Annotated in this window: 21 protein-coding genes and 1 tRNA gene; 3 read left to right on the top strand and 19 right to left on the bottom strand. The window is 69.4% G+C overall.

Translation table 11 applies throughout. From position 1 onward, the window contains the following. Window positions 1–14: 14 nt before the first annotated feature. From ACZ43N_RS35630 to ACZ43N_RS35540, 19 genes are all read right to left on the bottom strand, one after another. Window positions 15–260: an ATP synthase subunit c family protein gene (locus ACZ43N_RS35630; RefSeq protein WP_468103190.1), complete on the bottom strand. Its 246-nt coding sequence runs from the start codon at window positions 258–260 to the stop codon at window positions 15–17. 71 nt (window positions 261–331) lie between these two features. Next, window positions 332–1,159: a F0F1 ATP synthase subunit A gene (atpB, locus tag ACZ43N_RS35625; protein WP_468103189.1), complete on the bottom strand. Its 828-nt coding sequence runs from the start codon at window positions 1,157–1,159 to the stop codon at window positions 332–334. A gap of 225 nt (window positions 1,160–1,384) precedes the next feature. Further along, window positions 1,385–1,822, bottom strand: coding sequence for a hypothetical protein (locus ACZ43N_RS35620; protein WP_468103188.1), 438 nt, complete (start codon window positions 1,820–1,822; stop codon window positions 1,385–1,387). A gap of 500 nt (window positions 1,823–2,322) precedes the next feature. Then, the gene (locus tag ACZ43N_RS35615) at window positions 2,323–3,612 is read right to left on the bottom strand and encodes an MraY family glycosyltransferase (protein ID WP_468103187.1); all 1,290 of its coding nucleotides are present in this window, start codon (window positions 3,610–3,612) and stop codon (window positions 2,323–2,325) included. A 129-nt stretch (window positions 3,613–3,741) separates the two neighbouring features. Continuing rightward, window positions 3,742–4,980, bottom strand: coding sequence for a serine hydroxymethyltransferase (locus ACZ43N_RS35610; protein WP_468103186.1), 1,239 nt, complete (start codon window positions 4,978–4,980; stop codon window positions 3,742–3,744). Between the two features lie 78 nt (window positions 4,981–5,058). Then, window positions 5,059–5,730, bottom strand: coding sequence for an arsenate reductase/protein-tyrosine-phosphatase family protein (locus ACZ43N_RS35605; protein ID WP_468079259.1), 672 nt, complete (start codon window positions 5,728–5,730; stop codon window positions 5,059–5,061). Then, entirely contained in the window at window positions 5,727–6,374 is a 648-nt protein-coding gene (locus ACZ43N_RS35600) for an L-threonylcarbamoyladenylate synthase (protein WP_468103185.1), read from the bottom strand. Before ACZ43N_RS35600 ends, ACZ43N_RS35605 begins: the two co-directional genes overlap by 4 nt. Window positions 6,375–6,427: 53 nt before the next feature. Then, a complete protein-coding gene (prmC, locus tag ACZ43N_RS35595) occupies window positions 6,428–7,273 on the bottom strand; it encodes a peptide chain release factor N(5)-glutamine methyltransferase (protein ID WP_159773100.1) in 846 nt (281 codons plus the stop codon). A 38-nt stretch (window positions 7,274–7,311) separates the two neighbouring features. Then, complete coding sequence (gene prfA / locus ACZ43N_RS35590) at window positions 7,312–8,388, bottom strand: peptide chain release factor 1 (RefSeq protein WP_468103184.1); 1,077 nt, start codon at window positions 8,386–8,388, stop codon at window positions 7,312–7,314. Between the two features lie 153 nt (window positions 8,389–8,541). Continuing rightward, window positions 8,542–8,763 carry a 50S ribosomal protein L31 gene (rpmE, locus tag ACZ43N_RS35585; RefSeq protein WP_055514850.1) on the bottom strand — a complete coding sequence of 74 codons (222 nt, stop codon included), beginning with the start codon at window positions 8,761–8,763 and terminating at the stop codon, window positions 8,542–8,544. A 207-nt stretch (window positions 8,764–8,970) separates the two neighbouring features. Beyond that, entirely contained in the window at window positions 8,971–10,113 is a 1,143-nt protein-coding gene (locus ACZ43N_RS35580; RefSeq protein WP_468103183.1) for an LCP family protein, read from the bottom strand. Between the two features lie 213 nt (window positions 10,114–10,326). Then, a complete protein-coding gene (locus ACZ43N_RS35575; RefSeq protein ID WP_468103182.1) occupies window positions 10,327–12,096 on the bottom strand; it encodes a trypsin-like serine protease in 1,770 nt (589 codons plus the stop codon). 142 nt (window positions 12,097–12,238) lie between these two features. Next, window positions 12,239–14,254 carry a transcription termination factor Rho gene (rho, locus tag ACZ43N_RS35570; RefSeq protein ID WP_468103181.1) on the bottom strand — a complete coding sequence of 672 codons (2,016 nt, stop codon included), beginning with the start codon at window positions 14,252–14,254 and terminating at the stop codon, window positions 12,239–12,241. Between the two features lie 406 nt (window positions 14,255–14,660). After that, window positions 14,661–15,614 (bottom strand): homoserine kinase, encoded by a 954-nt coding sequence (gene thrB, locus ACZ43N_RS35565; protein ID WP_468103180.1) that lies wholly within the window; start codon window positions 15,612–15,614, stop codon window positions 14,661–14,663. Window positions 15,615–15,917: 303 nt separating this feature from the next. Beyond that, window positions 15,918–16,976, bottom strand: coding sequence for a threonine synthase (gene thrC / locus ACZ43N_RS35560; RefSeq protein WP_468103179.1), 1,059 nt, complete (start codon window positions 16,974–16,976; stop codon window positions 15,918–15,920). 6 nt (window positions 16,977–16,982) lie between these two features. Then, on the bottom strand, window positions 16,983–18,281 hold the full coding sequence (locus tag ACZ43N_RS35555; protein WP_468103255.1) for a homoserine dehydrogenase: 1,299 nt from the start codon (window positions 18,279–18,281) through the stop codon (window positions 16,983–16,985). Window positions 18,282–18,504: 223 nt separating this feature from the next. Continuing rightward, entirely contained in the window at window positions 18,505–19,896 is a 1,392-nt protein-coding gene (lysA, locus tag ACZ43N_RS35550) for a diaminopimelate decarboxylase (protein ID WP_468103178.1), read from the bottom strand. Window positions 19,897–20,128: 232 nt separating this feature from the next. Continuing rightward, window positions 20,129–21,448, bottom strand: coding sequence for an ArgS-related anticodon-binding protein NrtL (gene nrtL / locus ACZ43N_RS35545; RefSeq protein ID WP_468103177.1), 1,320 nt, complete (start codon window positions 21,446–21,448; stop codon window positions 20,129–20,131). 421 nt (window positions 21,449–21,869) lie between these two features. Then, entirely contained in the window at window positions 21,870–22,403 is a 534-nt protein-coding gene (locus ACZ43N_RS35540) for a response regulator (protein ID WP_468103176.1), read from the bottom strand. A 125-nt stretch (window positions 22,404–22,528) separates the two neighbouring features. Here ACZ43N_RS35540 and ACZ43N_RS35535 point away from each other — a divergent pair. From ACZ43N_RS35535 to ACZ43N_RS35525, 3 genes are all read left to right on the top strand, one after another. After that, window positions 22,529–22,600: transfer RNA gene (locus ACZ43N_RS35535), tRNA-Arg, on the top strand. Between the two features lie 402 nt (window positions 22,601–23,002). Beyond that, entirely contained in the window at window positions 23,003–23,314 is a 312-nt protein-coding gene (locus ACZ43N_RS35530; RefSeq protein ID WP_468103175.1) for a hypothetical protein, read from the top strand. A gap of 475 nt (window positions 23,315–23,789) precedes the next feature. Beyond that, complete coding sequence (locus ACZ43N_RS35525) at window positions 23,790–24,008, top strand: hypothetical protein (protein WP_468103174.1); 219 nt, start codon at window positions 23,790–23,792, stop codon at window positions 24,006–24,008. Window positions 24,009–24,098: the final 90 nt, after the last annotated feature.

Raw genomic sequence — 24,098 nt, 5'->3', positions numbered from 1 at the left:
TCCGACGAACCTGGTCAGGAGGCCGGGTAGACGAACGGCATGACCAGACCGATCAGGGCGAGCGCCTCACAGAAGGCGAAGCCGAGGATCTGGTTGGCGCGGATCAGGCCGGCCGCCTCGGGCTGGCGGGCGAGGGCCTGGGTGCCGTTACCGAAGATGATGCCGACGCCGACGCCCGGGCCGATGGCCGCCAGGCCGTAACCGATGGAGCCAAGGTTGCCCATGATCTGAGTCTCGGCGAGGGTCTGGAGAGCGGACATGCCGGTTCTTCCTTCTCTTTCAATGACCGGTGGGGGTTGGCCACCGGATGTCTGGTGGTGGGTCGGGTCTCTCAGTGGTGCTCGGCGAGAGCGCCCTGGATGAAGCTGCAGGTCAGCAGTACGAAGACGTACGCCTGAACGGCCTGGATGAAGAGCTCGAAGGCGGTCATCACGATGACCATCGTGAAGGACACGGCGGAGTAGGCGATGCCGATGCCGTTGAGCATGTACCAGGTGGCGATCGTGAAGAGCAGCAGCAGCGTGTGGCCGGCGAACATGTTCGCGAACAGACGAACGGCGTGGGTGAAGGGCCGGACGATGAGGTTCGAGAAGAGCTCGATGGTCATCGACAGCGGGAGCACTCCGCCCAGCGACTTGTCGTAGCCGGTGAAGTTCTTGAAGGCACCGACGAAGCCGTGCCGCTTGAAGGTCAGCGAGACCCACAGGATGTAGACGATCCCGGCCAGGACGGCGGGATACGAGATGATCGCGGTGACCGGGAACTGGGCGATCGGGATGATCGACCAGAGGTTCATGATCCAGACGAAGAAGAAGAGGGAGACGACGAGCGGAACGTACTTCTCGCCTTCCTTCTTTCCGAGCGTCTCGTAGACGACCCCGCGCCGGACGAAGTCGTAACCCGCTTCGGCCACCATCTGGAGCTTGCCCGGGACGACCTTCGGCTTGGCGAAGGCGGCCCAGAAGAAGCCCACGATGATGATCGAGCCGAGCAGCGCCAGCAGCATCGTCTTGTTGAAGTAGACGGCGTCGTCCTGGTGGCCCAAGAGGGGCTCGAAGAGGAACGAGTGCAGGCCCGGAGCGACATCGGCGAAGCCACAGCCGTCGAAAATGTGGCAGTCGGTCTCGAAGGCGAGCACCTGCGTCGGATCAGCACTCACCGCGGGCTCCTTCAGCGTGGCGCATGGGTACGGCAACCTCGTTGTGTCGGCGCGGCGCGCAGCCGCGGGTCGGCACTGGACTGGTGTTACGGATGTGGGGGCGGCTGTGGGGCATCGAGCCTCGCACTAGGGCAGGCGTCAGCTCGATCGCCCGCGCCCGCGATGCCGCAGTTGGCACCGGACGATAGCAGGATCTCCTGCGGTCACTTATCCCGCCCCTACCCCTCACGACGAGTGCCCCGATTTTTCGGGCTTGTTGCCCGTGGAGGAATCGGGTTCGACGTAGAGGACCTTGGCCTTCATGTGGGCACGCGTCTGTGCGCCGATCCACACGATGGTGGTGGCGACGAGCGTGAACGCGAAGGCCCGGGGGTGGAAGAGCGTGGTGTTCTTGAACGCGGCCAGGAAGATGAACAGCAGCAGGATTTGTGCCGCGTAGAGCATCAGGCCCATCGCCTGGAACAGGTGAGGAAGCGATTTGGCAGTGCGCTGCAGAACGTAGAGCCCGATTCCCATGAAGAGGATCGTGATCACCGCGGCGACAATGGCGCCGATCGCCCCCTTGCCCCCGACGACCACGCCGCTGATGACGGCGGCGATCACGCCGGCGGCAGCCGTGGGCACGGCGGCCTGAAGGAGGATCCGGACGTCATTGGACGGCATGGCGGCAACTCCGCTTACTAAGGGGGCAGGTGTCGTCATGGACGAGCGTAGTCCCCGGGGGCGAGCGGAAATCTCACGCCGCTGGACCGTCGCACTGCGGTCCTTCGGCTCCATCCGGGGTTCTCGTGAACCGTATCACAAACTATTTGATGAGGTCTTTACCTGAACGGTGTGCACGACGTCACACATGAGACTGAACTCGCCCGTCTGTGCAAAATCAGCGCCGACTTGTCTGGTATAAGGAGGGTTTGCCCTCCCAGGTTCTTGCATGCCATCGGCAAAGGCTTAGTCAGATTCTTACCTTGGCGTCAGCGGCGGGCGGGACCCTGACCCCCACACGACGGACGGCCGGGGGACGTGTGCGGGTGCCACACGCCCCCCGGCCGTCCGGGCTCACTCCCCACGCAGTCGTGTCCAGGTGCGCGGAGTGCTCAATTGCCCTCAGGTGAGCTGCACTTGGCGGCGTTGCCCCATGAGGCGGCCCCGCCCGCCCGAAGGCGTCACCGCCGCGCACCCGCCGGGCTCGGCTCCTCGTCCTTGGCGCGGGCACCGAGCGCCGTGGCTCCGTTGAGGGACGGGGTCCAGTCCGGAGTGGGGTCGAGGGCCGCCTCGGCGGCGACCACCCGGCGACGGCGGTAGCGCGGCGGGACGAAGGCCTCGGCCCAGCGGGGGGCGCGGGGGGTGAAGCGGGGCAGCAGCAGGAGGAAGAGTCCGACGCCGCTGAGGGCGGCGATGCCCAGCACGATCCACATGGACGCGGAGTTCACGGTGTAGGCGAGGGCGCCGAAGGCGATGACCGCGGACCAGAAGTACATGATCAGGACGGCCCGGCTGTGGGAGTGGCCGATCTCCAGCAGCCGGTGGTGCAGATGGCCCCGGTCGGCGGCGAACGGGGACTGGCCACGCCAGGTGCGGCGCACGATGGCGAGGATCAGGTCGGCCGCCGGGATCGCGATGATGGTCAGCGGCATCAGCAGCGGGATGTAGACCGGCACCATCTGGAACACGGTGTCGCGCTCCGAGCCGAACAGCTTCATCGCGTCCGGGTCGACCTGCCCGGTGACGGAGATCGCGCCGGCGGCCAGCACCAGGCCGATCAGCATCGAGCCGGAGTCGCCCATGAAGATCCGCGCCGGGTGCATGTTGTGCGGCAGGAAGCCCAGACACATGCCCATCAGGACGGCCGCGAAGAGCGTCGCGGGGGCGGCGGCCTCGATGCCGTAGCTGTACCAGAGGCGGTAGGCGTACATGAAGAACGCCGCGGAGGCGATGCACACCATGCCGGCCGCGAGGCCGTCGAGCCCGTCGACGAAGTTCACCGCGTTGATCGTGATGACGACGAGGGCCACCGTCAGCAGGGTGCCCTGCCACTGGGTCAGCGCGACGATACCGACACCCGGCACGGGCAGCCACAGGATCGTCAGACCCTGCATGACCATCACGCCCGCGGCGATCATCTGCCCGCCGAGCTTGATCAGCGCGTCGATCTCGAACTTGTCGTCCAGCACGCCGATCAGCCAGATCAACGCGGCCCCGGACAGCAGCGCGCGTGGTTCGTTGGAGTCGGCGAAGACCTCGCTGAGGTTGGTCAGGTGGTCGGCGACCAGCAGCCCGGCGCACAGGCCGAAGAACATCGCGATGCCGCCGAGGCGGGGCGTTGGCTCACGGTGCACGTCGCGCGCACGGATCTCCGGCATGGCTCCGGCCACGATCGCGAACTTCCGCACCGGCCCTGTCAGCAGGTACGTCACCGCGGCCGTGATACAGAGCGTCAGGAGGTATTCACGCACGGGCTTCCCCACAGGTCTCGCTGGCCATCTCAGCCCCACACCCTAGCGATGCACGCATATGGTTGGGGACTTCCGGGTAGCGACGATGGTTGCACGTGATGCTGTGTGCAGTGGTGCGTCTACCCCACCTCAGCGCGGATACGGCGGAAATCTTCCGGCCAGGTCCCGTACTTCTTCACGCGTCCGCTTGCCGTCGCCGCCGTCCCGCAGCACCCGTGCGAAGAGCCCTGCGAGGTACGTCATCTCCGTCTCCCCCATGCCCTGCGTGGTCAGCGCCGCCGTGCCGAGCCGCAGGCCACGGGCGTCGTCGTGCGGCAGCGCACAGCAGTCCAGCACGATCCCGGCCGCCGCGAGCCGGCCGCGGGCGGTGCGGCCGTCGACCCCGAGCGGCGCCGGATCGACGGTGAGGAGATGGGTGTCCGTGCCGCCGGTGATGACGACGAGCCCCTCCCTGGCGAGCCCCTCGGCCAGGACCCGGGCGTTCGCGACCACCTGATGGGCGTACCCGGTGAACGCCGGTGTCGCCGCCTCCCCGAACGCGACGGCCTTCGCGGCGATGGTGTGCATCTGCGCGCCGCCCTGGGTGAACGGGAACACCGCCCGGTCCACGCGCTCGGCCAGCTCGCTCCCGCACAGCAGCATTCCGCCGCGCGGCCCCCGCAGCACCTTGTGCGTGGTGGCGCAGACGATGTCCGCGTACGGCACCGGGTTGGGTGCCGCTCCCCCGGCCACGAGACCGATGGGGTGGGCGGCGTCGGCGATCAGGAAGGCTCCGACCTCGTCGGCGACCTCGCGGAAGAACGCGTAGTCGAGATGGCGGGGATAGGAGATCGAGCCGCACACGATGGCCTTCGGGCGGCGCGTACGGGCGAGGGTGCGCACCTGCTCACGGTCGATGAGCCCCGACTCGGCCTCGACGCCGTAGCCCACGAAGTCGAACCAGCGGCCGGAGAAGTTCGCCGGCGAACCGTGCGTGAGGTGGCCGCCGAAGTGCAGGCCCATCGCCAGTACCGTGTCACCGGGGCGCAGGAGCGCCGCGTAGGCGGCCAGGACGGCCGAAGACCCCGAGTGGGCCTGGACGTTGGCGTGTTCGGCCCCGAAGAGCGCCTTGGCCCGCTCGACGGCGAGCCGCTCGGCGACGTCGACCATCTCGCAGCCGCCGTGGTACCGGCTGCCCGGATAGCCCTCCGCGTACTTGTTGGCCAGCGGTGAGCCGAGGGCCGCCAGCACGGCGGGCGAGGTGAAGTTCTCGGCGGCGACGAGCTGGAGCGTCGTCGACTGCCGATCGAGCTCACCGAGGAGGATGTCGGCCAGTTCGGGGTCCTGCCGTCGCAGGACATCGGCCTCTAGGACAGGGGTGACCGACATGGTGGGCTCCGGGCGTCGACGGTGACGTACGACCAATGTAGGCCCGTGTGTCCGGGGACGCCCGATGTCGTCCCGCACTTACGCCCGGGCGGGTACCCCCGTCAGCGCGGTCACCACCGGATCCAGCGCCTGGTGTATCTCGTCCCCCACCGAGCGGAAGAACGGCAGCGGGGCGCCGTACGGGTCGTGGACCTCGTCCGCCTCGGCCGTGGGGGCGAGGAGCCACCCGCGTAGAGCGGCGGCGGCACGCACCAGCGCACGGGCCCGTACGACCATGCCCTCCTCCAGCGGCGGCAGCGTGGCCGGGTCTATCGCCCGGACGAGGCGGGTGAACTCCTTCAGGGTGAAGGTGCGCAGCCCCGCGGAGTGGCCCATCGAGATGACCTGGGCCCGGTGGTCACGGGTGGCGGTCAGCACGAGGTCGGCCATGATCACGTGCTCGTCCAGCAGTTCGCGGCCCGTGAAGCCGGAGGCGTCCGCGCCGAAGTCGGCGAGGACGGCCTCCGCGTTGGCCTCCATGGGCGCCCCCTCGTGGCCCCAGGTCCCGGCGCTCTCGACGATCAGCCCGCCGCCCAGCGGGTCCCCGAGCCGGTCCGCCAGGGCATGGCGGGTCAGCCGCTCGGTGATCGGCGAGCGGCACACGTTGCCGGTGCTGACGTGGAGGATGCGGAAGGTGTCACGCGGCAGCCCCGTGAAGGTCCGCGTCTCTTCCCCGTCCCATATGCCACGCCCCGCGTCAGGGGCCGTCAATTCGCCACCTCGAGGTCGGGTACGACCTTGCGCAGCTCCTCCGCCGACAGGGCGCCCGCGCGCAGCAGCACCGGCACCTTGCCCGTGACGTCGACGATGGACGAGGGCACGTTCCCGGGGGTCGGGCCGCCGTCGAGGTAGACGGAGACGGAGTCGCCCAGCATCGCCTCGGCGGCGTCGCAGTTCTCCGGCGCCGGGTGGCCGGTCAGGTTCGCCGAGGAGACGGCCATGGGGCCTACCTCGGTGAGCAGTTCGATGGCGACCGGGTGCAGCGGCATCCGGACGGCGACCGTGCCTCGGGTGTCGCCGAGGTCCCACTGCAGCGACGGCTGGTGCTTGGCGACGAGGGTGAGCGCACCCGGCCAGAAGGCGTCGACCAGTTCCCAGGCCATCTCGGAGAAGTCGGTGACGAGCCCGTGCAGGGTGTTCGGGGAACCGATGAGGACGGGCGTGGGCATGTTGCGGCCCCGGCCCTTGGCCTCCAGCAGGTCGGCGACGGCCTCCGAGGTGAAGGCGTCCGCGCCGATGCCGTAGACGGTGTCCGTGGGCAGCACCACGAGCTCGCCCCGGCGGATGGCGGACGCGGCCTCGCGCAGACCGGTGGCGCGGTCGGTCGCGTCGTTGGTGTCGTATCGCCGTGCCATCTAGCGGGCCTCCTCGTACACGTACTGCTGGGGGGTGGTGGGGTGCGTGCTCATCAGGGCAGCGCCTTGCGGGCGGTGGCGAACCGCGGCCGGTTGTTGAGGTCCGGGTGGTCGGCCGCGTCGGCCCAGCCCCGCTCCTCGGTGAAGATCCACGGCACCTGGCCGCCCTGGGTGTCGGCGTGTTCGACGACGACGACACCGCCGGGGCGCAGGAGCCGGTGCGCCGTGCGTTCCAGTCCACGAATCAGGTCGAGCCCGTCCTCCCCTGAGAACAGGGCGAGTTCGGGATCGTAGTCGCGCGCCTCCGGCGCCACGTACTCCCACTCCGTGAGCGGGATGTACGGCGGGTTGGAGATGACCAGGTCGACCTGGCCGTCGAGGTCGCGGAAGGCGTCGAGGGCGTTGCCCTGACGCAGGTCGACCCTGGAGCCGGCCACGTTCTTCCGCGTCCACACCAGGGCGTCCTCGGACAGCTCCACGGCGTGCACGCGTGAGCGGGGCACCTCCTGGGCGAGGGCGAGCGCGATGGCGCCGGAGCCGGTGCACAGGTCGACGATGCAGGGCTCGACGACGTCCATCGCCCGCACGGCGTCTATGGCCCACCCGACCACGGACTCGGTCTCCGGGCGGGGCACGAACACCCCTGGGCCCACCTGCAGTTCGAGGTAGCGGAAGTAGGCGCGCCCGGTGATGTGCTGGAGCGGCTCACGCTGCTCGCGCCGCGCGATGACCTCCCAGTACCGGGCGTCGAAGTCGGAGTCCTTCACGGAGTGCAGCTCGCCCCGCTTCACGCCGTGCACGAACGCGGCGAGCTCCTCCGCGTCGTTGCGCGGCGAGGGCACGCCGGCGTCGGCCAGGCGCTGGGTGGCCTGGGCCACTTCCGCGAGCAGCAGGTTCACGCAAGTCCTCCGTCGTACTGATCGTCCTCGTAGGCGCCTTACGCGGCTGCCAGCTTCGCGGCCGAGTCCGCGTCGACGCATGCCTGGATCACCGCGTCGAGGTCGCCGTCCAGGACCTGGTCCAGGTTGTACGCCTTGAAGCCGACCCGGTGGTCCGAGATGCGGTTCTCCGGGAAGTTGTACGTACGGATCTTCTCGGAGCGGTCGACGGTGCGGACCTGGCTGCGGCGGGCGTCGGCGGCCTCCTTCTCCGCCTCCTCCTGTGCCGCGGCGAGCAGCCTGGAGCGCAGGATACGCATCGCCTGCTCCTTGTTCTGCAGCTGGCTCTTCTCGTTCTGGCAGGAGGCGACGACTCCGGTGGGAATGTGCGTGATGCGCACGGCGGAGTCGGTGGTGTTGACGGACTGCCCGCCGGGCCCGGAGGACCGGTAGACGTCGATGCGAAGGTCGTTCGGGTTGATCTCGACGTCGATCTCCTCGGCCTCCGGGGTCACGAGGACACCGGCGGCGGAGGTGTGGATACGGCCCTGGGACTCGGTGGCGGGGACGCGCTGGACGCGGTGCACTCCGCCCTCGTACTTGAGCCTCGCCCACACGCCCTGGCCGGGCTCGGTGGCGCCCTGGCCGCCCTTGGTCTTCACGGCGACCTGGACGTCCTTGTAGCCGCCCAGCTCGGACTCGGTGGCGTCGATGATCTCGGTCTTCCAGCCGACGCGCTCGGCGTACCGCAGGTACATGCGCAGGAGGTCACCGGCGAAGAGGGCGGACTCGTCGCCGCCGGCGCCGGCCTTGATCTCCAGGATGACGTCCTTGTCGTCGCTGGGGTCGCGGGGGACGAGCAGGAAGCGCAGCTTCTCCGTCAGCTCCTCGCGCTGCTTCTCCAGCTCCTTGACCTCGGCGGCGAAGTCCGGGTCGTCGGCGGCCAGTTCGCGGGCCGTCTCGATGTCGTCACCGGTCTGCTTCCAGGAGCGGTACGTGCCGACGATCGGGGTCAGCTCCGCGTAGCGCTTGTTCAGCTTGCGCGCGTTGGCCTGGTCGGCGTGGACCGACGGGTCGGCGAGCTTCTTCTCCAGGTCGGCGTGTTCCCCGACCAGTTCCTGGACCGCCTCGAACATCTCCGGCTCCCTGTACGACGTGATAAGTGGGCTGCACCGCAAAGCGCCGGTCCCGAAGCCCCCGGGACGGGGGCACCGAGGACCGGCGCCAGGGCGCTTCCGGCGGATGTCCGCGACGCCGCGGAGAGCCGGCGGAAGCGCCCTTGGGGCTCGCTACTTCTTGGCAGCGGCAGCCTTGCCGAAGCGGGCCTCGAAGCGGGCCACGCGGCCACCGGTGTCGAGGATCTTCTGCTTGCCCGTGTAGAACGGGTGGCACTCGGAGCAGACCTCGGCACGGATGGTGCCGCTCTCGATCGTGCTACGGGTGGTGAACGACGCGCCACAGGTGCAGCTGACCTGCGTCTCGACGTACTGGGGGTGGATGTCGCGCTTCAAGGTGTCTCCTAGTTTCGGGAGGGCGCCGGGTCGCTGCCGCGGGATGCGGGAGCGTGAACCGGAGCCGACGTACCAGTCTGCCAGGACTGGCCGCATCTCCCAAAACCAGGGGGTGCGGCCATGTATTCCCGGGGTGCCCGCGAGGGTGGCGTGCGACCGGCGGCTGCGACGCGGTGTGGGGGCCGGTCGCGAGGTTCCCGCGTCCCTTCAGTCGCCGGAGGCGACGACGCCGTCCGCGGTTCCCGTCGCCGTGCCCTTGGTCGCCGACCTCGGGATGGCCCTGTCGGCCTTGAGGGCGGCCCAGACCTGCTGGGACTTCGCCTTGTCGACCAGGACGCGGTTCATGTCGGCGGGGTCGTACTGGACCGGCATGGTGACCATGGTCATGTTCTTGGGACCGATGCCCTTGAGGCCGCCCGCGAAGGAGGCGAGGTCCTTCACCGAGTCGAGGTCGGAGTCGGTGGTGACGGCGTCCGTGGCGGTGTCGGCGAGGTCGTAGAGCTTCTTCGGGCTGCTGAACAGGCCGACCTCCTCGACCTGTTCCAGCAGCGCCTTGATGAACGCCTGCTGGAGCTGGATCCGGCCGAGGTCGGAGCCGTCGCCGACGCCGTGCCGGGTGCGGACCAGCCCGAGCGCCTGCTTGCCGGTGAGGGTGTGCTCGCCGGCCTTGAGGTTCAGATGGCTGTCGGGGTCCTTGATGTCCTTGGTCGTGGTGATGTCGACCCCGCCGAGGACGTCGATGAGCTTCTCGAAGCCCGCGAAGTCGACCTCGATGTAGTGGTCCATGCGGATGCCGGTCAAGGACTCGACGGTCTTCACCGCGCACGCGGCGCCACCGGTGGAGTACGCCGAGTTGAACATCGCCAGGTTCGCCGCCCGATGGGTCTTGCCCTTCGCGTCGGTGCACTCGGGCCGCTCCACCAGGGTGTCTCTGGGTATGGAGACCACACTGGCCCTCTTGTGGCCCTCGTAGACGTGCACGATCATCGCCGTGTCGGAGCGGGCGCTGCCGTCGTCGACGCCGCCGCCGAGCTTCTTGTTGCTGCCGGAGCGGGTGTCGGAACCGAGGACGAGGATGTCCTGCGAGCCGTTGTCGACGTCGAGGGGCCGGTCGGTGCCGAGGGCCTGGTTGATGTCGACGCTCTTGATGTTGCCGTTGAGCTTGAAGTACAGGTAGCCGATTCCGGTGCCGCCCAGTACCAGGACGCCCGCGGCGCTCCAGACGACGGCGAGCGCCGCCCTGCTGTGCCCCTCGCGTGGCTTGCGGCGGCGGCCCTTGGCCGCGCGGTGGCGGCCGGTGGTGCCGGGCGTCTCCTGTGTGGCGGGATCCAGTGTGCTCTCGGCTGACATGTGCTCCTCAGTCCTCTTTCCCGGTCGGTTACCCCCTGCGCTCAGGCCCAGGCCTGCTTGGGTCGGATGTGGCCGTACCGCTCAAGGTCACTCCGTTCGGTCAGACGGAGTAATTCGGGAAAGGGTTGCACAACGAACGGTGCCCATCGCGCAAAGCGCGATGGGCACCGTGTGTGCCGGATGAGCCTGGTGGGACCGGGCTCACCTGGTGTTTCAGCCGAGCAGGTCGTACTGGGCGTAGGTGGTGCCGACCGAGACCCGTGTGCCGAAGATCTCGCTCGTGGCCTTCGAGGTGCCCTTGTAGAGGTACAGCGTGCCGCCGCTGGTACGGGCCAGGAGGTCCGCACGGCCGTCGCCGCTCACGTCACCGGGAGTGATGAGCGTGTTGTACGAGCTCCAGTCGGAGCGCACCTTGATCTTGGTGGCGAAGGCACCCGTGCCGGCCTTGCCGGTGCCCTTGTAGAGGTAGATGTTCGATCCGGTCTTGGTGCGCGCGATCAGGTCGGCCTTGCCGTCGCCGGTGAAGTCGCCGTGACCGAGCACCGCGTTGTACGTGTTCCAGCCCGTGCTCACCTGGACGCGGGTCCCGAAGGTGCCGTTGCCCTTGCCCGGGTAGATCCACAGGGCGCCCGCCGAGTCGACCGAGAGCAGGTCGGGAAGGGCGTCGCCGGTGACGTCGCCGGGAGTGACGATGCGGGTGCGGGTGGCCCAGTTGTCGAAGATCTGCGTGGTCGTCCAGGTGGTCGACGACGCCGTGCGCCGCCGCCAGAAGACGTCACCGTCGGAGGCGCGGCGCAGGACGTAGTCCTGGTAGCCGTCCCGGTTCAGGTCGGTCTGCTGGACGAGGTTGTAGCCCGTCCAGCTGCCCTCGTCGGTCAGCGCCTTGCGGTCGGCGAGCGCGGAGCCCGTGGAGGCGCGGACGTAGCCCGTGCCGGTCTCCTTGTTGCGCAGGAAGACGTCGGCCTTGCCGTCCCGGCTGATGTCGGTGTCGTCGACCCGCGGGTAGGTGACGCCGACGTACTTGCTGACCTTCGTGAAGACCGGGTACGCGCCCTTCTCGACGCAGTCCACGACGCCCCACGAGACGACGCCGATGACCTTGTTGTTCACGACGAGCGGGCCACCGGAGTCGCCGTTGCAGCTGGTGGTGGTGGTGGCGTCGGTGCCGCCGGCGGGCTTGCCCGCGCAGAACATGTTGCCCTGGATGAAGTAGCTGCCCCAGGTGTTCCCGCAGGTCGTGTCGCTGACGACGGGCAGCGTGGCCGTCTTCAGCGTCTGCGAGATGTCGTCACTGGTGGAGCTGGTACGGCCCCAGCCGTACACCTTCGCGCTGGTGCCCGCCGTGTACGAGGACGTGTCGGTCGACGTCGTCATCTTGATCGGCGTGGCCGTGACGGGCTTGTCCAGCGTCAGCACGGCGATGTCGTTGTTGATCGTGTCCTCGTTGTACGAGGAGTGGTTCCACTGGCGGGACAGCCTGGTGACGGTGCCACCGTGGTAGTCCATGTGGTTCAGGCTGCCGTCGCCGTTGTAGACGGCCGTGGGCAGCTGGTCGGTGCCGGTCACGATGGCGCCGTAGGCGGCCCAGTTGTAGTGGTTCTTGTCCACGCAGTGCGCGGCGGTGAGGATCTTCGTGGGCGAGACGACCGAGCCACCGCAGAAGAAGCCGAGGCCCGTGGTGTCGTCGTAGTACCAGAGCTGCGCCATCCAGGGCGCGGCGCCGATGGTGGTCTCGGAACCACCGATGATCTTGGCGTCCGGCTGCAGGCCGTCCGCGTCGCCGTTCTTGGACGACTCGTTCGTCGACGGCGACGGCTGCGCCGCCGTTCCGCCGGCGGCGCCGTCCGCCGCCATCGCGTTCGCGATCCGCACGTCCAGCTCGTCGCTCCCCGACGAGCCGGCCCCGTTGGCCGCACCGGCCGACGACAGGAGCAGCGCCCCCGCTATCGCGGTGGCAACAGCTCCGGACAAAGGTCTGGCCACTCAAGTCCCCCCTGAGAACTCAAGAATCAAAACAAGACAGAAGAAGAACCGTGATCGTACACGTGTCTCATACAAAAAACTGGGGCCACCCTCACAAAGGAGGGTGGCCCCAGTTCTTCTTCGTCGCGGGCTGCCGGTCGGGCTAGTCGCCGTTGCCCGGCGCCGGCGTCGTCTTCTGAATCTGCATCAGGAACTCGATGTTCGACTTCGTCTGCTTCATCTTGTCCAGCAGCAGCTCGATCGCCTGCTGCTGGTCCAGCGCGTGCAGCACCCGGCGCAGCTTCCAGACGACCGCCAGCTCCTCGTTGCCGAGCAGGATCTCTTCCTTGCGGGTACCGGACGCGTCCACGTCCACCGCGGGGAAGATGCGCTTGTCGGCGAGCTTCCGGTCGAGCTTGAGCTCCATGTTGCCGGTGCCCTTGAACTCCTCGAAGATCACCTCGTCCATGCGGGACCCGGTGTCCACCAGGGCGGTGGCGAGGATGGTGAGCGAGCCGCCGTCCTCGATGTTGCGGGCCGCACCGAAGAAGCGCTTCGGCGGGTACAGGGCGGTCGAGTCGACACCACCGGACAGGATGCGGCCGGAGGCCGGCGCGGCCAGGTTGTAGGCACGGCCCAGACGCGTGATCGAGTCGAGCAGCACGACCACGTCGTGGCCCAGCTCCACCAGGCGCTTGGCACGCTCGATGGCGAGCTCGGCGACCGTGGTGTGGTCCTCGGCCGGACGGTCGAAGGTCGAGGAGATGACCTCGCCCTTGACCGACCGCTGCATGTCGGTGACCTCTTCCGGACGCTCGTCGACGAGGACGACCATCAGGTGGCACTCGGGGTTGTTGTGCGTGATCGCGTTGGCGATCGCCTGCATGATCATGGTCTTGCCGGTCTTCGGCGGGGCCACGATCAGACCGCGCTGGCCCTTACCGATCGGCGAGACCAGGTCGATGATGCGGGTGGTGAGCACGCCCGGGTCCGTCTCCAGACGGAGGCGGTCCTGCGGGTAGAGCGGCGTCAGCTTGTTGAACTCCGGGCGGCCACGGCCGTGTTCGGGCGCCATGCCGTTGACGGAGTCCAGGCGGACCAGCGCGTTGAACTTCTCGCGGCGCTCGCCCTCCTTGGGCTGACGGACCGCACCCGTGATGTGGTCGCCCTTGCGCAGGCCGTTCTTGCGGACCTGGGCGAGGGAGACGTACACGTCGTTCGGGCCCGGCAGGTAGCCGGAGGTGCGGATGAACGCGTAGTTGTCGAGGATGTCCAGGATGCCCGCGACGGGGATCAGGACGTCGTCCTCGGCGAGCTGCGGCTCGGCCGCGCCCATGTCGTCGCGGCCGCGACGGCCACGACGGTCGCGGTAGCGGCCGCGACGGCCACGCCGGCCGCCCTCGAAGTCGTCGTCGTCCTGCGGACCGCTGTCGCGCTGGCGGTCCTGACGGCCGCCGCCCTGCTGCTGGCCCTGCTGCTGACCGCGGTCGCGCTGCTGCTGACCGCCGCCCTGCTGCTCGTCGCCCTTGCCCCGGCGGTCGCCGCGGTCACGGTCACGGCCGCGCTCACGACGGTCACGGCGGCCCTGGCGGCCGTCGCCCTCGGCGGCGTCGCCCTTGGCCTCGGCCTGCGGCTGGGCCGGCGTCTCGGCCTTGGGCTCGGCCTTCGCCTCGGCGGTGACCGTCTCGGGGCTGCCCGCGTCGGCGGTGGCCCGGCGACGCCGGCGCTCGGTGGGCGCCTCGTCGCCACCGGCCGGCTGGCCGGGGATCTCGATCTGCTGCTGGGCCACGGCCTTCTCGGTCTTGTCGACCTTCTCGGCGGGCGCCTCGGCCTTCTTCGCGGCCTTCTCGGCCGGGGCGGCGTCCTCGCCGGTACGCGCCTTCGAGGTGGTCCGGCGCTTCGGCTTGGTCTCGGTGGCGGCCTCGGCCTTGGGAGCCGGGGCGCCTCCTCCTGCCTGCGCCTCCTTGATGACCTCGATCAGCTGGCTCTTGCGCATGCGCGCGGTGCCCCTGATGCCGAGGCCGGATGCGACCTGCTGCAGCTCGGCCAGCACCATGCCCTCGAGGCCGGTGCCGCGGCGCCGCCGGGAGCCGGCACCGCTGGCAGGCGCGGCGTCCGTGGCGGGCGCGGCAGCGGTCTCCTCGACACGTGCGCCCATCAGATCGGTGGTGTCGCTCACGAAGGGTCCTTCCCTGGAGCGGACGTCGGCCTTCTGGCTCGGCGACCGGTTGTGCTGTCCGGCTTCGGCCCTGTTCAGGTGGACCGTGCCGGGGCGGTGGTCCGCCAAAGCGGCGGAGGAAATTTGCTGGTGATTCGGCGCTTACGGGGCCGTGGCACTCGGTGTCTGTGTCACTCGGCTCGGTCACGCCGGTTCCGGAGCCTGCTCGGCAGACCGCTCAGTGCCTGCGTACGGCGTACAGCTTGACGTACGAAGCACAGTGCGGCTTGGGAGACTCCCGGAAGAATGGTTGTCCCGGACGGGGACGATAAGCACCATGCCATGGCTGGGGCAGGTGCAGACTTGAGGTTAACACTACCGGATCCAACAAACATTCCCCCTCTCGAAATCCGGCAACCGTACGCCCCTATTGGCCGCCGCTGTCGGCGACGTTCTCGGCGACGGTGGTGGTGAGCGGCAGGACGCACGCCCCCCGGGCGTCGAGGTCCAGCCGGTTGGCGGCCCAGTCCGCGCCCGCGAGGTGGGCCACCTTGTCGGCGCTGGCCTCGTCGGCCAGGGCCAGGACCGTGGGTCCGGCGCCGGAGATGACCGCCGGGACGCCGTCGGCCCGCAGTCGCTCGACCAGTGCCGCGCTCTCCGGCATGGCGGGCGCCCGGTATTCCTGGTGCAGCCGGTCCTCGGTGGCGGGCAGCAGCAGCTCGGGGCGCCTGGTCAGGGCCTCCACGAGCAGGGCCGCACGGCCGGCGTTGGCGGCGGCGTCGACGTGCGGGACGGTGCGCGGGAGCAGTCCGCGCGCCGTCTCCGTCAGCACCGGCTTTCCGGGGACGAAAACCACCGGAACGATGGAATCGGCGGGATCCATCCTGATGGCCCGCGCGGAGCCGCCCTCCATCCAGGAGAGCGTGAAGCCGCCGAGGAGGCAGGCCGCGACATTGTCGGGGTGTCCCTCGATCTCGGTGGCGAGTTCGAGCAGTGCGGCGTCGTCGAGGCGGTTCTCCCCGCCTATGGTCACGGCGCGGGCGGCGACGATGCCGGCGCAGATGGCGGCCGAGGAGGAGCCGAGGCCGCGACCGTGCGGGATGCGGTTGGCGCAGACGATCTCCAGGCCCCGCGGCTGGCCGCCCAGCAGGTCGAAGGCGGTGCGCAGGGAGCGGACGAGCAGATGCCGCTCGTCGCGCGGGAGTGTCTCGCTGCCCTCCCCCGCGATGTCGACGTGCAGGCCGGAGTCGGCCACCCGGACGACCACGTCGTCGTAGAGCCCCAGCGACAGGCCGAGGGCGTCGAAGCCCGGGCCGAGGTTGGCGCTGGTGGCGGGGACGCGCACCCGTACGGCGGCGGCGCGGAACGCTGGACCGGCCATCGCTCGATGACTCTCCTTGAGCTGCGTGATGGGCGATTGTCGAATGACATTCGATGACGTACGCGAGAACCCGGCGGCCGTCTGAGGACGGCGCGGCGCCGCACCCTTGCGGGGCATATGCAGCGGGCGGGTTCGGTACAGCCTATCGAAGGTGGGTTCTGTGGCGACATAGGGCGCACAGGAGGCGCACGATGCGTGTCGTAAGCCCCCTGTGCACCCCCTGTCGGGTCCTGTCAGGGTTATCCCCCGGGAAACGGCGTCTACGCGCGGCTCGCTGGCCGTTTCGAACTGTTACCCGAGCGGCTACGCGAGACCGAGGCGCTCGGCCGCCGTCGCCGCGTCGACGGGGACGGTGACGGGCTGGGGAGCGCCCGCGACGGCCCAGTCGGGGTCCTTCAGACCGTTGCCGGTGACCGTGCAGACGATGGTCTGACCCGGGTCGACCTTGCCGTTCTCGGCGGCCTTGAGCAGACCGGCCACGGACGCGGCGGAGGCGGGCTCCACGAAGACGCCCTCCTGCGCGGCCAACAGCCGGTAGGCGCGCAGGATCTCACGGTCCGTCACCTCGTCGATGGCGCCGCCCGACTCGTCCCTCGCGGCGAGGGCGTACTGCCAGGACGCGGGATTGCCGATACGGATCGCGGTGGCGATCGTCGACGGGTCCTTGACGACCTCCCCGCGCACGATCGGCGCGGAGCCGGAGGCCTGGAAGCCCCACATACGGGGCGTCTTGGCGGCGATGCCGTCGGCGGCGTACTCCTTGTAGCCCTTCCAGTAGGCCGTGATGTTGCCCGCGTTGCCCACCGGCAGGACGTGGATGTCGGGGGCGTCGCCGAGCATGTCCACGATCTCGAACGCGGCGGTCTTCTGACCCTCGATACGCACCGGGTTGACGGAATTCACCAGCGCCACGGGGTAGTTGTCGCTCAGTTCACGCGCGAGGGTGAGGCAGTCGTCGAAGTTGCCGTCGACCTGGAGGATCTTCGCGCCGTGCACCAGGGCCTGGCCCATCTTGCCGAGCGCGATCTTGCCCTGGGGCACCAGCACGGCGGAGACCATGCCCGCACGGACGGCGTAGGCGGCTGCGGAGGCGGACGTGTTGCCCGTGGAGGCGCAGATGACTGCCTTCGCGCCCTCCTCCTTCGCCCGGGTGATGGCCATGGTCATGCCGCGGTCCTTGAAGGACCCGGTCGGGTTGGCGCCCTCCACCTTGAGGTGGACCTCGCAGCCCGTGCGCTCGGAGAGCACCTGCGCGGGGACGAGGGGCGTGCCGCCCTCGCGGAGCGTCACGACCGGCGTGCTGTCGGAGACGGGCAGCCGGTCCCGGTACTCCTCGATGATTCCGCGCCACTGGTGAGTCATTGCTGGTTACTCTCCTTCAACCCGCATGATGCTGGCGACACCCCGCACGGTGTCGAGGTTGCGCAGCGCCTCGACGGTCCCGTTGAGGGAGGCGTCCGAGGCGCGGTGGGTGACGACGACGAGAGAGGCCTCGCCGTCCCCGTCCTGTCGTCCTTGCTGGCGCACGGTATCGATCGACACGCCGTGCTCGGCGAACACGGTCGCCACCTGGGCGAGAACACCCGGTTTGTCCGCGACGTCAAGGCTGATGTGGTAGCGCGTGACGACCTCACCCATGGGCGAGACCGGCAGGGCGGCGTACGCGGACTCGCCGGGCCCGGTGGCGCCCGCGATCCGGTTGCGGCAGACGGCCACGAGGTCGCCGAGGACCGCGGAGGCGGTGGGCGAGCCGCCCGCTCCGGGGCCGTAGAACATCAGCCGGCCCGCGGCGTCCGACTCCACGAACACGGCGTTGTACGCGCCGCGTACCGAGGCCAGCGGGTGGGTCAGCGGGATCATCGCGGGGTGCACGCGCGCGGTGACGGAGCCGCCGTCCGCGGCCCGCTCGCAGATGGCGAGCAACTTGATGGTGCAGCCCATGTTCTTGGCGGAGGCGAAGTCGGCGGCGGTGACCTCCGTCATGCCCTCGCGGTGGACGTCGTCGAGCCGCACACGCGAGTGGAAGGCGATGCCGGCGAGGATCGCGGCCTTGGCGGCGGCGTCGAAGCCCTCGACGTCGGCGGTCGGGTCGGCCTCGGCGTATCCGAGCGCGGTGGCCTCGTCGAGGGCCTCCTGATAACCGGCGCCCGTGGAATCCATCTTGTCGAGGATGAAATTGGTGGTGCCGTTGACGATCCCCATCACCCGGTTGATCTTGTCCCCGGCAAGGGACTCGCGCAGCGGGCGGATCAGCGGAATGGCGCCGGCGACGGCGGCCTCGTAGTAGAGGTCCTTGCCCGCCTCCTCCGCGACCGCGTGCAGGGCGGCGCCGTCCTGGGCGAGGAGCGCCTTGTTGGCGGAGACCACGGAGGCCCCGTGCTCGATCGCGGTGGTGATCAGGGAGCGGGCGGGCTCGATACCGCCGATGACCTCGACGACGACGTCGATGTCTCCGCGTTTGACGAGGGCCGTGGCATCGGTGGTGACGAGGGCCGGGTCGATACCCTCACGGACCTTGGAGGGCCGTCGGACGGCCACGCCCGCGAGTTCGACCGGGGCCCCGATCCGGGCGGCGAGGTCTTCGGCGTGCGTCGTCATGATGCGCGCCACCTCTGAGCCGACAACCCCACAGCCCAGCAGCGCCACCTTCAGCGGACGCGTACGCATCATCCGACCTCGTTTCCTCACATACCGAATACGGTGGAACCAGTCTCACTCACCGGACGGGGGTTTCTATCCCTCGTCCGGATCGTGAGACATATATTTCATTTTCACAGGGCCGTAGGACGGAGATCTTTCGGCCCCGCAATTCACGGGTGCCGCACGCAGGTCACCCGGGCGTTCTCGGGCGGCGCGCACGGGTCATTCGACCACTCGGGCGCCACCCGCATCAGCCGACATCGAGACGCAGAAGATCCTCCTCCGTCTCGCGCCGGACGATCACACGGGCCGCACCATCATTGACCGCGACGACCGGCGGGCGCAGGACATGGTTGTAGTTGCTCGCCATGGAACGGCAGTACGCGCCGGTCGCCGGCACGGCGATCAGATCACCCGGTGCCAGGTCGGCCGGCAGGAACGCGTCCTTCACCACGATGTCACCGCTCTCGCAGTGCTTGCCGACCACCCGCGCGAGCATCGGCTCGGCGTCGGACGTGCGCGACACCAGCGCGACGCTGTACTCGGCGTCGTACAGAGCGGTCCGAATATTGTCCGACATGCCCCCGTCGACGGAGACATAGGTCCGCAGTCCGTCCAGCGGCTTGATGGTGCCGACCTCGTAGAGCGTGAAGGCGGTCGGCCCGACGATGGCGCGGCCCGGCTCCACGGAGATCCGCGGCGTCCGCAGCCGGGCGCTCTCGCACTCCCGCGTGACGATCTCGGTGAGCGCCTTGGCGATCTCGTGCGGCTCACGCGGGTCGTCCGCGCTGGTGTACGCGATGCCGAGACCGCCGCCGAGGTCGATCTCCGGCAGCTCGACGCCGTGCTCGTCACGGATGTCCTTGAGCAGCCCGACCACGCGGTGCGCCGCGACCTCGAAGCCGGAGGTGTCGAAGATCTGGGAACCGATGTGCGAGTGGATCCCGATGAGCTCCAGCCCGTCGAGCTTCAGCGCCCGCCGTACGGCCTCGGCGGCCTGCCCTCCGGCGAGCGGGATGCCGAACTTCTGGTCCTCGTGCGCGGTGGCGATGAACTCGTGGGTGTGCGCCTCGACGCCAACCGTCACCCGGATCTGCACACGCTGCCGCTTGCCGAGCTCCTGGGCGATGTGCGCGACCCGCACGATCTCCTGGAAGGAGTCGAGGACGATACGGCCGACGCCGGCCTCGATCGCCCGGTGGATCTCCTCCGTGGACTTGTTGTTGCCGTGGAAGGCGATGCGGTCGGCGGGCATCCCGGCGGACAGGGCAGTGGCGAGTTCGCCGCCGGAGCAGACGTCGAGGTTGAGCCCCTCTTCGTGCAGCCAGCGGACGACCGCGCGCGACAGGAACGCCTTGCCGGCGTAGAACACGTCGGCGTCCTGCCCGAACGCGGTGCGCCAGGCGCGGGCCCGGGCCCGGAAGTCGGCCTCGTCGAGGAAATAGGCGGGGGTGCCGAACTCCTCTGCCAGCGTCTTGACGTCGACCCCGCCGACACGGACGACTCCGTCGTCCCCGCGGTCGACGGTCTGCGCCCACACCTTCGGATCGAGCGTGTTCAGGTCGGCGGGCGGAGCGCTGTAATGCCCCTCCGGCAGCACATCGGCGTGACGGGGCCCGGCGGGGTGTGCGGAACGGCTCATGACTGTCTGACTCTCTCTGACTATCTGGACTCTGTGCTCGCGGGGCCTTGGGCGGCGGCTTGGGCTTTGGGCCTGGGGCTTGGGCCGTGAGCTCGGGGGCCTTGGGCTTCGGCTTGGGCTGGTGGGCTTGGGCTCGTGACCTGGCCTTGGGCTCGTGACCTGGGCTTTGGGCCGGTGGGCTTGCGGCCTGGGGCGGGGGCGTAGGGCGGGGGCTTTGGGCCGGTGGGCTCGCTCAGAGGTATTCGGGTGCGTCGATGCCGAGCAGGGACAGGCCGCCGGCCAGCACCGTCCCGGCGGCTTCGGCAAGCGCCAGCCGGGCCCGGTGGGCGGCCGAGGGTTTCTCTTCGCCGCGCGGCAGCACCGTGTGCTGGAAGGTCAGCAGGGCGTCGGCGGTGACGACCAGGTGCCGGGCGAGACGATCGGGCGTTCGGTGGGTCGCCGCCCGAAGAAGGACGTGGGGGTACTCGGAGACCGCGGTGAGGAGGGGGGCGGCGGCTTCGGAAGCGGGCGTGGCGCCCGGGGCGGTGAAGGGTGTGGCGACCAGGCCGTGATCGCCACCGGCCGCGACGGCGCTGGTCGTGATGCCGAGGCCGGAGGACAGGGGAGCACGGTCGGCGGCAGGGGTGTCGTTCCCTGGAACTCCGAAGGCACCGGGGACACCGGAAGCGGCAAGGGGCGCGGGGGTGGCGTCCAGGTCGACGGACGGCTCGGCGGTCATGGTGGCGGCGCCGAGGTGACCGGGCGTGCTGGTGAAGCCGAGGGTAGCCGCGTTGCGGATGAGGGCGCGGGCTCGGGCGTGGGCGTAACGGACGCGGAAGAGCGGGTTACTGGCGCGCTGCGCCAGGAGGTCCGCGGTGATACGGGGCCGGTCGTGGGCGGCGGGATGCAGCAGGGCCCAGCGGAGGGCGTCGGGACCGAGGGGCGTGGGGTCCTCCGGGGCGGGGACGGGCCGGAGGTCGATGGGCTCGGCGGAGTTGTCACGCTCGTCCTCCTCCGACACCTCGACGGCGGCGTCCGCACCTGCTGCCTCCGAGCCTCCCGCGGTCAGTGATTCAGGCCCCCGCCACGCGGAGGGCCTGACGTGGTCGACCTCCGCACGGCCCCCTTGGCTGGCGACGATCCGCACGACCGCGTCGGCGACGACCTCCGCGCGGATGTCGTACGGGATACGCAGCCGGACGACCTGCCCGGCGAGGGCGTCGCTGTGGCCGTAGGGGAGGTCGTGGTCCTGCCGATCGAGGACCTCACGCACGAGGGAGGCGACGGCGTTCCGATGGAGGTGGATGTTGAGGAACCCGGGCCCGGTGATCTCGACGGCGGCGACGCCCTCGGTCCGGCTGAGGTGGGGCCGCAGGATCTCGGCGACCTGCAGGGGCGGCCGCCCGGCGGGCCGGGCCAGCTGCAAGGCGATGTTGGTGGCGTAGTCCCCGCTGCCACCGGGCCCCGGCGGAGTGACCACGGCCCGTGCGGGCACCGGCACGCTCAGCTCCCCTTGGTCGACGGCACGACGCACCGCGTGCAACACGGTGCGGGAGAGCTCGACGGGGGTCACGGGGACAAGCGTATGGGAGGAGGGGGGTGGGTATGCGAGCAGGTTTCCTGCGTGGCCCGGGATGTGGACGCCAAGGGGTGGATGTGGGGCGGCGCGGAGGGCCGGACATCTGGGGTGGGTGAAGAGGCTGTCAGCGGTTTTACGCGGCCTTGAACGGGCCGGCCCCGGACGGAGCAGGCACCGCCTGGCCATGCGCCGGTGGGACTGAGCTCGGTCAGGCCTGGGTGGGCGTCGGGGTAGGTACGGCGAAGCCGACCGACGACCAGGGACACGGCGGCAATGGACGCGACGACCAGGGACGCGGCGCACAGGGACGCGACGACCAGGGACGCGGCGCACAGGGACGCGGCGACCAGGCGGAACGGGTCGAATGTCGAAACGGGTCAAATGTCGAATGGAGGGGTCAGCCGGATGGAGGGGGTCAGTTTCCGGGGCGTCCTGCGCACTCCGCACCCTCGCCCACGCCTCCACCACACGTGCCGCCCGCCGGAGCACCGGCACCGATCCCCAACGGCGAGGAGGGATCGGACTCACCCCGCTCAACCAACTGCCTGACAAGCGAAACCAGTTCAGCGGGCTCGAAAGGCTTGGCAAGGAAGGCGTCGACGCCGACATCGAGCCCGGCCTCGACCTCGTACTGACTACAGGCGCTGACGATAGCCAGAGGCAACCGTTGGGTGCGGGAGTCGCCGCGAAGCCGAGCGGCGGTACGGAGACCGTCGAGCCGGGGCATCACCACGTCGAGGGTGATCACGTCGGGGCGAACCTGATGAACGACGTCAAGACACTCGGCACCATCGGCCGCGGTCACCACCTCGAAGCCCTCGAGCTCGAGGTTGACCCTGATCAGCTGCCGGATGACCTTGTTGTCGTCCACAACAAGCACCCGACCGGACACGCCTGGCACCACTCGAGAGTAGGTCCAGCCGCACCGCCGCGTCCGGGTTTTCCCCACTTCCGCCCCCTGCGGGGGACCTCCCCCAGCTCAACCCCACCCCTACACCCCGGAAACCCGTTCATGATCTACCCCGCGAAGCTGGTAGGGTTCTACCCGTCGCCGCCAAACAAGGCGCCCGACACGCCCCCGTAGCTCAGGGGATAGAGCAACGGCCTCCGGAGCCGTGTGCGCAGGTTCGAATCCTGCCGGGGGCACCGGAAATCAAGGCCCTGACCAGTGGAAACGCCGGTCAGGGCCTTTCTTGTGCATGCCAAAACGCACACGGCCAACTTTGCCGTGACCGCCGACGTTGCAGGGCTTTGACCTGCGGCTTTACTGAGCCGATCGCACGGCTTCCCAAATGTCCGATCCCGCGGAATCCAGGCGCGGGACATATACGGGACGGAACCCTCGCAGGGCGAAATATTCGCTGAGGGAAGCCTGGTGTGACCTGTATGTCTGCCCGTGAGTGCGGTCAAAAGGAGACGTTGAAACACGCCGTTTCACTTTCCTCCGTCAGTGCTCGGTCAGTGTTCGGCGTGACGGTGAGCAGCTCGTTCGCCGCCACGGCTGGGAACTGGTACCGAGACGCGGCGGGGTACGGCATGCTGGTTCGTATGAGCAGGTACGCCGCCGCCCGGGTCTACGCGCTTCCGGAGTCGCTCGACGAGTTGGTCGGGCCGACCTCCGGCACCCGGCCCCTGCCACGGCACATCGACTGGGGCCCGCACTACGAATACGACCTCGCCGACGAGGCCGACCTGCTGCTCATGTACGAGCGGGTCATCCGCGAGGCCCAGTCGCCCGCCGACCTGCAATCGCACCTGTACGCCGACCTGTTGCGCCGGCACTGGAGCGGCCTGTTCCTGCCCGCCCCGGTCCGTGCGTCCTGGCAGGCCCGCTTCCCCGAGCTCGCGCCTGCGGCATAGTGGACGAGCTGCACCGCCGACTGATCCGCGTCGGGCTCGACGCGCTCGCTGCCGACTTCGGCTATGCCCTGGCAGGCGGCTACGCCGTCCAGGCCCACCACATCGTCAACAGAGTCAGTGACGACGTCGACCTCTTCGCCCCGATCAACCGGGCCACCCGCCGAGATGCCCGCGGCCACCGAACGCGTCATCGCCGCCTACGAAACCGCGGTATTCACGGTGGAGCTGGCCCGTCAGAACTCCGAGCACACCTACACACGGCTGAACGTCACCGACCCCGCAGCGGCATCCACAACAAGGTGGAACTCGTTGCCGAGTTCCTCAACCACCCGCCCGTGCCCTCCGAGTTCGGCCCGGTCCTGCACCGCGACGACTCGCTGCCGGAAAGACCACCGCCCTGGACGGCCGGGCCGAGGTCCGTGACGCCATCGACGTCGACGGCCTCCTCAAGGCCGGATACACCCGCGAGCGCCTGATGGAGCTGGCCCGGCAGAACGACGACGGCTTCGACCCGCGCATGTTCGCCGACTCACTCGCCCGCATTCAGCGCTACACCGAGAGGCAGTTCGCCGCCTACGGCCTTAACGCCGCCGAAGCCGCGGCCCTGCGCGAGCGATTCATCGACTGGCACCGCCAACTCAGCTCGCCCCAGGACGAGAAACCCGAAGGCAGGCGAGCCTCCGCAGCGACCTAGTACTCCAGCAGGATTTCGCTGTCTGACCTGGTCTTTTCGCCGGGCGGCGGGAGTGTAGCGGGACTTCGATCGTGTGGGGGCGGTCTCATG

The organism is Streptomyces sp. NPDC030814 (assembly GCF_055572155.1).
The sequence above is the reverse complement of the archived record's forward strand: the minus strand, read 5'-3'. Positions and strand labels throughout refer to the sequence as shown.

Bases quoted from the DNA above. Each gene is read 5' to 3' on its own strand.
- ACZ43N_RS35630 (WP_468103190.1), bottom strand. From the start codon at position 260: ATGTCCGCTCTCCAGACCCTCGCCGAGACTCAGATCATGGGCAACCTT.
- ACZ43N_RS35620 (WP_468103188.1), bottom strand. From the start codon at position 1,822: ATGCCGTCCAATGACGTCCGGATCCTCCTTCAGGCCGCCGTGCCCACG.
- ACZ43N_RS35610 (WP_468103186.1), bottom strand. From the start codon at position 4,980: ATGTCGGTCACCCCTGTCCTAGAGGCCGATGTCCTGCGACGGCAGGAC.
- ACZ43N_RS35600 (WP_468103185.1), bottom strand. From the start codon at position 6,374: ATGGCACGGCGATACGACACCAACGACGCGACCGACCGCGCCACCGGT.
- prfA (WP_468103184.1), bottom strand. From the start codon at position 8,388: ATGTTCGAGGCGGTCCAGGAACTGGTCGGGGAACACGCCGACCTGGAG.
- ACZ43N_RS35580 (WP_468103183.1), bottom strand. From the start codon at position 10,113: ATGTCAGCCGAGAGCACACTGGATCCCGCCACACAGGAGACGCCCGGC.
- thrB (WP_468103180.1), bottom strand. From the start codon at position 15,614: ATGGCCGGTCCAGCGTTCCGCGCCGCCGCCGTACGGGTGCGCGTCCCC.
- thrC (WP_468103179.1), bottom strand. From the start codon at position 16,976: ATGACTCACCAGTGGCGCGGAATCATCGAGGAGTACCGGGACCGGCTG.
- ACZ43N_RS35555 (WP_468103255.1), bottom strand. From the start codon at position 18,281: ATGCGTACGCGTCCGCTGAAGGTGGCGCTGCTGGGCTGTGGGGTTGTC.
- lysA (WP_468103178.1), bottom strand. From the start codon at position 19,896: ATGAGCCGTTCCGCACACCCCGCCGGGCCCCGTCACGCCGATGTGCTG.
- ACZ43N_RS35530 (WP_468103175.1), top strand. From the start codon at position 23,003: ATGAGCAGGTACGCCGCCGCCCGGGTCTACGCGCTTCCGGAGTCGCTC.
- ACZ43N_RS35525 (WP_468103174.1), top strand. From the start codon at position 23,790: ATGGAGCTGGCCCGGCAGAACGACGACGGCTTCGACCCGCGCATGTTC.